This window comes from Ensifer sp. 4252 (assembly GCF_050434565.1).
In the GTDB taxonomy this organism is placed as follows: domain Bacteria; phylum Pseudomonadota; class Alphaproteobacteria; order Rhizobiales; family Rhizobiaceae; genus Ensifer.
Window position 1 is genome coordinate 83,814 of the sequence record NZ_JBNDIU010000025.1, and the last position, 7,048, is coordinate 90,861.

The following is a 7,048-nucleotide window of genomic DNA, read 5'->3' on the forward strand; positions in this document are numbered from 1 at the left end:
CAAAACCAGCCGTATTGCTTTGTTGAGAGGCATTATGCGTATAATGCTTGGCGTCGCCAGAGAGGTATTGTGCTTTCATGGGTAATTCTATGCTGAAACGGTTGATCGAGAATGGCCCCGCCATGAAGACGGTGTCGCTACCGCGCGGGCGGCATAGCCTCCACACCATGCCGACCAGTACGGGCTATGAGATCCGCACGGATGCGAGTTACGATTGGGATGGTCGAAAGCGTGGCCAGACGCCGTTCACGGTGCTGCAGTACACGATCTCGGGCGCCGGGAACCTGCGCTACGAAGCACGTAACCACCGTGTGCGCGAGGGCGAGACGCTGCTGCTCCTGGTGCCGCACAACCATCGCTATTGGCTCGAGCAGAATGGTCGTTGGGAGTTCTTCTGGATCTCCATGAACGGCGAAGAGGCACTGCGCATCCACAAGGCCATTCTTTCGACGACCGGGCCAATCCTAAACCTCAAGCGAGAGACGATCGAGCATCTGGCAGACTGCAGTCTGCGGTTGATTTCAGGTGGCGAAGCGCCGGGCAGCGCATCGGCCATCGCCTACGAAGCGGCAATGGCACTCTATGACGACGTCTTCGGCGCCCATCCCGTATTCAGCCAGGAATACCGGACAATGCAGCATGTCATCCAGCACATCATGGCGAACCTCGAGCATCCCCTGCCCGTCGAGACGCTGGCTGAAGTTTCGGGGCTCAGCCGGGCACATTTCTCGCGCGTCTTTGCCGCCAGCGAGGGCATGCCGCCCGCGGAGTTCGTCTTGCGCAAGAGGTTGCAGCGGGCAACGAAGCTGCTGACAAAGGCGGCGCATCTCTCGGTCAAGGAAGTGTCGATCATGTCCGGCTTCGAAGACCCGAACTATTTCGCCAAGGTGTTCCGACGCTGTTTTGGCGCAAGCCCCACGGAGTTCCGCACGACGGGCATGTATTCGAGTGTCGCTGCCAAGAGCCAGGAAGCGGCAAACCTCTCTCGTGCGGAATATGAATAGCTGCGGTTGCGGCCAGCGTGTTTCACTTCACAGCCGCGTTTTATTGTCCCGTGACGAGCCTTATCGAATTGCCCGCGAAATTGTCGAGCTGGCAATCGCGCATGGTTACGCCACCCCGCCGGGTCAGTGATCCAATGCGCTGCGTAACCGCATGCGCCTGCGTGGTTGCCAGCGAAGGTGGTGCTTTGCACCAAGCGTTCGCTCCTCTGGAAAACGGAGAAGCAACGCAGCCTGCGCATAGCTGCATTGCACAATAAATGTTTTCCAAATGATCAAAAAACGATCATAACGCTCATAGCTGATGCACATGGCGGCTTCTCCTCCCAGTGCCGCCGCAGCAGCTGTTCCCCTCTGGAGGTTTTATGACCTTCACACTTCATGGGCCGCGGTTTTCCGCAGGCCCATTTTTTTTGCCAGAGTTTTCGGTCGAGCAATCGGACGGCGCGGCCGCTTCGCCCAGACGCCCTTGCTGTGCGCGCTCGACGATGGCCCATTCCATCGGCCACCGGCTTGAAGTCGCTTGGGACCAACCGGAAGGCCATTGATGCTGGCGAGCAACCCTAAAGATACTTGCCCCTAAGATACTATTATCGCGCCGGGAACGATTAGCTGCGTCGCAGAGGCTTGCTTATCCGGGAAATCAGTTACCAGCGCCGTCAGCGATCTGCTGAAGCGAAGCATGTGCAAATCCATGTCGGGCGAACGGTGTTGGCGCGCGATCTATGATTTCGGCGTCCGTTGGGCATCGTTGGTGTAGGCATTGAACCGGCATAGCTTCGAACCACGCCTTGTCCGGCGTGGCTGCCTACGCCCGCATTACCGATCGGGCTTGCAAACTTCAGCCCGCCTGCAAATCGGCAAGCACGCGTTGGATGGTTTAAGGCCGACCGGTCTCGACGACGGGCTCTTCTGCCGGAACGGGCTCTGCTTGGAATTCGGGTTCGACGCTCAGATCCAGCTTTCCCCAGATCGATGTCTTTTGGGTATCGGCCTTCACCTTGCGGGACGGCTTTATCTCAACGATGAACGGCTTTGTCTGCTGACGCATAAATCCTCCAAGCGACGAATCGCGTTCGAACGATACCGATTGATCGCGCGGACGCAACTGCCGGATCAGGTGAGTTCACTCCCGCCTCCTCAGCTTGCTCCGTTCGAATCAATTGATCCAGCAGCAAAAGTGGGGTCTCCGGAGGGATGATTCTCCGGTTTTGCCCCGTTGTCCGGCGTCGGCCATGCAAGAAACGGTTGACAACGGCACGTGAAGGACCTGCAAAAGCGAGTGGCCGCTGAGCGGAATATTAACGCCGATATGGCGCCAACGCTCTGAAAAATATACGAAAAGCTACAAATGGAAAGTCATGAGACGCCGATTTCGCTGCAACCGCTAAGGTCTTGTTATCCCTAAAGCGGCTTGTCGGCCGCCATCGAATCGTGTCTCTACTTCCAGACGGAAAGAATGCGTCAGACGCGAAGAAACCGTTTTGAAGAGACCACGATGTTGAAGCCCGCGAATCCCCAGTTTGAAAACGAGACGACGTCCGAGCGTATCACACGTCAGGCGACAGCGCTTTCGGACCGTTTGCGGGCTGTCGGCGAGATTGCGTTTCCGCCGAAGGCGATGAAATCCCTCAGGTCGTTTACCTCTGGAGAGGTCGCACAGATCGTTGGGGTATCGGACGGTTATCTCAGGCAATTGTCCTTGGACGGTCTGGGTCCCATGCCGGAACTGGGCACCGCTGGTCGCCGTTCCTATACACTGCGCCAAATCAACGAGCTTCGCGTCTATCTTGCCGAAGCGCGCCCGAAGGAGGCCTTGAAGTTCTGGCCCCGCCGCCGCGAAGGTGACAAGCTCCAGATCATCAGCGTTGCCAACTTCAAGGGCGGATCGGCCAAGACGACATCGTCGCTATACCTCGCACAGGGGTTGGCGCTGCAGGGTTACCGCGTTCTGGCGATCGACCTCGATCCGCAGGCCTCCCTGTCAGCCATGTTCGGCTACCAGCCTGAATTCGACATTGCCGAAAATACAACCCTCTACGGCGCGATCCGCTACGATGAGGAGCGGGTCGGCATGCGTTCGGTGATCCGTTCGACCTATTTCGAGGGCATCGACCTCGTTCCAGGCAATCTTGAGCTCATGGAGTTCGAGCACGAAACCCCGCGCGCCATGGGCAAGCGTTCCGGACCCGAGGATCTGTTTTTCCGCCGCGTCGCTGCCGCGATCAATGAAGTCGAGGCGGACTATGACGTCGTTGTCATCGACTGCCCGCCGCAACTCGGCTTCCTGACCATGGGCGCTCTCAATGCGGCAACCGGCATGCTGGTGACGATCCACCCGCAGATGGTCGATGTCGCATCGATGAGCCAGTTCCTGTTGATGACGGCCGATCTCATTGCGGTCATCGAGGACGCAGGCGCGCATCTGAACTACGATTTCATGAAGTTCGTCGTGACAAGGCACGATCCGCGCGACGTGCCTGAACAGGAGATCGTCGGACTGTTGCGCGACCTATTCGGCAGCGATGTCCTCAGGGCGACGGCCTGGAAGTCGACGGCGATTGCCAATGCTGGCCTCACCAAGCAGTCGTTGTTCGAATTGTCGAAGGGTGCCGTCGGGCGGTCCGTTTATGACCGCGCCATGGAATCCGTCAACGCGGTCAACACTGAGGTGATCGACCTGATTTCGCAGGTATGGCAGCGATGAGTGATTGCCCCTTTTCCGTGCCGGTACTCTTTCCCCTTGGGCGGGGAATGTTGTCTACAGACAACGCTTCGCCTCTAACGAGGAGGTCCTTCCGTTGAGCAAGCGCACCCAGTCCATTCGCTCGATGTTTTCCGGGCAGAGCGAGCACTCCGTTGATAGTGACACCAAACGGCCGTCGCTGCCACGTGTGAGCTCGGGCGCAGTCCGCTCGCTCAAGGACACCTTCTCAGACGTCGAGAAGGAGTATGAAGTTCTTCGCGCGAAGCTCGCGTCGGGCCAGCTCGCCATCGAGATCGACCCCACCCTGATCGATCCCTCGCCTTTGGCTGATCGCTTCAGCGAGCAGGACCCAGCCAGTTTCGAGGCGCTGATAACTTCTATCCGCGAAAGAGGCCAGGAAATTCCGGTGCTCCTTCGTGAGCACCCTTCTTTATCCGGTCGCTACCAGAGCGCCTACGGGCATCGGCGCATTCGCGCCGCTCGTGCGCTCGGCATTCCCGTCAAGGCCTATGTGCGCGCACTGACGGATGAAGATCTGGTCATCGCGCAAGGTGTGGAGAACTCCGCCCGCGAAGATCTGAGCTTCATCGAGCGCGCGGTATTTGCTGGTCGTTTGGAAGATGCGGGCTTTGCCCGAGCGCTTATCCAGTCGGCCCTTTCCGTCGACCGGGCTGAAGTTTCCAAGCTTGTCGCCGTCGCACGCGCGTTGCCAGGTGAACTTGTGGATGCGATCGGACGCGCACCGAAGATTGGTCGCGGCCGCTGGCAGTCGCTGGTCGATGCGATCGGCAACGAGGCGGCGTTGAAGCGTGCCCTGGCGGTCGCAACGAAACCCGGCTTTGCGACACGGGAAACGGACGATCGCTTTATCGTAGCCTTTGCGGCGGCAACCAAATCCGAGGCGAAGCCGGCCGCTCAGCTTGCGCCTGAGGTCGTTACCAGCGGATCAGGCGCGGAGATCGGAAAGGTGGCCACGACCGACAAGCAATGGCGCCTATCGATCCGGCGCGATCGCAATGACGGTTTTGCAGATTATCTGACGGCGAAACTGCCCGAGCTGTTTGAAGCTTACGAGGCAGCGCTGACGGAAAAACAGAGCAGCGCCGAATAGGGCGCTGTACTGAAGACTGAAAAATTAGAGGAGCAGCATCGGCAAAAGAAAAAAGGCCCCCGAAACACCGTCTCTGAAGGCCCTTTCTCGTCATTTGGCGATTTCGAGATTTGCACTTCCGGGATTCACAGTCAAGACTCTCTCAAGAGATTTGGCGCCGTTTCGGTGACTGGCATTCCTTTGCCTGAACGAAGGTAAGGCTGAAATGGACAGGTTATCCGTAACGACGCCATTCGGGCGGCGGCCGATGTCGCTTGCCCTGGTGAAGGGGCAGATCAGATCGTCCGGCATCAAAGCCGGAAAAACCGTCGACAAATGGAAGGTGCTTCGCGACGTATGCGAGGCACGGACTCTTCTTGGCGTCCAGGACCGTGCTCTGGCCGTGCTGAACGCACTTCTGTCGTTCTATCCTCAGTGCGAACTGGCTGAAGGTAAGGATCTCATCGTGTTCCCGTCGAACGCGCAGTTGACCCATCGTGCCAACGGTATAGGCGGCAGCACGCTTCGCCGCAGCCTTGTCGCGTTGGTCGAGGCTGGCCTGGTTTCGCGTAAGGACAGCCCCAACGGCAAGAGATATGCGCGCAAGGACGGCGAAGGTGGCATCGAGGAGGCCTATGGCTTTGATCTTGCTCCGCTGCTGGCCCGCTCGGAAGAACTGGCAGGCATGGCGCAAGAAGTTGCGGCTGAACGCCGGCGGTTTCTGATCGCCAAGGAGCGTGTCTCGTTGTGCCGGCGGGACATTCGCAAGCTGATTACCGCTGCGATCGAAGAGGGGGCAGCCGGCGATTGGGGTTATGTCGAAGATATGTATGTCGCACTCGTCGCACGAATTCCACGTCGACCGAGCCTCAAAGAACTGCTTGCGATTGCCGACGAGATGACGCTTCTGCACGAAGAAGTCGTCAACATGCTGGATGATAACGCAATTTCCGAAAATATGACTGGCAATGCTGGTCTATCTGAGCAGCACATACAGAATTCAAAACCCGAATCCTTCCGTGAACTTGAACCTAGCTCTGAAAAAGAGCAGGGCGAGAAGCCGAGCGCAGAAACCGGAGCAAAGCCGAAGGGCATACAGCCTTTCCCGTTGGAGATGGTTTTGCGCGCCTGCCCCGAGATCAAACCGTTCGGGCCGGACGGCGAGGTTTCGAGTTGGCGGGACCTGATGATGGCCGCCGTGACGGTGCGCTCGATGCTTGCCGTCAGCCCGTCCGCCTATGAGGAGGCGTGCGAGGTGATGGGGCCGGCAACAGCAGCATCGGTAGTGGCCTGCATCTACGAGCGGTCCGGACATATCAATTCGGCCGGCGGTTATCTCAGAGATCTGACAAACCGGGCGCGGCGCGGAGAGTTCTCGCTTGGCCCGATGCTGATGGCACTACTTCGCGGGGCGCCGACATCCAATCTGGCTTCTGCGTCGTGAGACGACCGGCGAATGGGCGAACGCGTTCCCGGCTCGACCCTCACCACATCGTGAACCGCCCTTTGCGAGTGCCTGAAACAGCGAGTGCCGCCGGCGCCGCAGGGGACCACACCAGGGGCCGGCGGTTACTTCGACCGGAAGGTTTGGCAGGCAAGTCGCTGTTTTCGGCGATCGGGGTCTCGACTGCCGGCGTCACTACAGCGCCTGATCTCCCCTCCTCCGTTTCGGTCTCGGTAGGGCAATGCCGTTAGCGCGATTGCTGCGATACCGCCGGAAGATAGACTGTCGGGTTCGAGGGCTTATTGCCAACAAGCGAGCTGCCGACAAGGAGATAGGCCGCAAGTGCGAAGACCGAGATGAGTAGGATGCCAAGGGGCAGGCCGGCGGAGGCGTGACGTTTTGGCTTCAGGTAGTCTCTTTCATCCAACATAGCGAACTCCATTTGCACGACCGGAACGGGGAAAGAGTGCAGGTGGTTCCCGGGAAACGGGCGGAGCCGAGCGGCAAATCCTTGGAGTTTGCAGCCGGTGGCATTCTAGCACCATGGCCGGTATCTCGCCTGAGACCGGAGGTAGCATGTGGTCTGGATGTCAGGGTTGTTCGCGCCCTGTTCGTAGCTAATCCGGGCGCCTTCGAACAGGCGAGGTTAGATAAAACTCTGCACCCCTGACCGTTAAAAGCGGGTGCGAAAATCCACGCCCTGCTCTGTGGTGCGGATTCCAGGAATTAACCGGACGGGGTTCCGATTAATATCCGGACAGCGTTCCGATCTGAAGCCGGACAGCATTCCAATCAATTACCGGACG

6 protein-coding genes are annotated in these 7,048 nt (G+C 58.7%); 4 read left to right on the forward strand and 2 right to left on the reverse strand.

Annotation, left to right across the window (positions count from 1 at the left end; genetic code table 11):
- Nucleotides 1–77 precede the first annotated feature (77 nt).
- Nucleotides 78–1,004 carry an AraC family ligand binding domain-containing protein gene (locus ABIE33_RS30540; protein WP_429132027.1) on the forward strand — a complete coding sequence of 309 codons (927 nt, stop codon included), beginning with the start codon at nt 78–80 and terminating at the stop codon, nt 1,002–1,004.
- Between the two features lie 877 nt (nt 1,005–1,881).
- Here the strand turns inward: ABIE33_RS30540 and ABIE33_RS30545 are convergent.
- Complete coding sequence (locus ABIE33_RS30545; RefSeq protein WP_429132028.1) at nt 1,882–2,052, reverse strand: hypothetical protein; 171 nt, start codon at nt 2,050–2,052, stop codon at nt 1,882–1,884.
- A gap of 447 nt (nt 2,053–2,499) precedes the next feature.
- Here ABIE33_RS30545 and repA point away from each other — a divergent pair, with 447 nt between their 5' ends.
- The 3 genes from repA (at nt 2,500) to repC (ending at nt 6,242) form a co-directional block, all read left to right on the forward strand.
- Nucleotides 2,500–3,708: a plasmid partitioning protein RepA gene (gene repA / locus ABIE33_RS30550; protein ID WP_429132030.1), complete on the forward strand. Its 1,209-nt coding sequence runs from the start codon at nt 2,500–2,502 to the stop codon at nt 3,706–3,708.
- 94 nt (nt 3,709–3,802) lie between these two features.
- Complete coding sequence (gene repB / locus ABIE33_RS30555; RefSeq protein ID WP_429132032.1) at nt 3,803–4,819, forward strand: plasmid partitioning protein RepB; 1,017 nt, start codon at nt 3,803–3,805, stop codon at nt 4,817–4,819.
- Nucleotides 4,820–5,024: 205 nt separating this feature from the next.
- Nucleotides 5,025–6,242, forward strand: a complete 1,218-nt coding sequence (gene repC, locus ABIE33_RS30560) for a plasmid replication protein RepC (protein WP_429132034.1) — start codon at nt 5,025–5,027, stop codon at nt 6,240–6,242.
- Between the two features lie 247 nt (nt 6,243–6,489).
- Here repC and ABIE33_RS30565 read toward each other — a convergent pair whose 3' ends face one another.
- On the reverse strand, nt 6,490–6,672 hold the full coding sequence (locus tag ABIE33_RS30565; protein WP_429132036.1) for a hypothetical protein: 183 nt from the start codon (nt 6,670–6,672) through the stop codon (nt 6,490–6,492).
- Between the last annotated feature and the right edge of the window lie 376 nt (nt 6,673–7,048).

Coding starts and splice junctions, on each gene's coding strand:
- ABIE33_RS30540 (WP_429132027.1), top strand. CDS start 78: ATGGGTAATTCTATGCTGAAACGGTTGATCGAGAATGGCCCCGCCATG.
- ABIE33_RS30545 (WP_429132028.1), bottom strand. CDS start 2,052: ATGCGTCAGCAGACAAAGCCGTTCATCGTTGAGATAAAGCCGTCCCGC.
- repA (WP_429132030.1), top strand. CDS start 2,500: ATGTTGAAGCCCGCGAATCCCCAGTTTGAAAACGAGACGACGTCCGAG.
- repC (WP_429132034.1), top strand. CDS start 5,025: ATGGACAGGTTATCCGTAACGACGCCATTCGGGCGGCGGCCGATGTCG.
- ABIE33_RS30565 (WP_429132036.1), bottom strand. CDS start 6,672: ATGTTGGATGAAAGAGACTACCTGAAGCCAAAACGTCACGCCTCCGCC.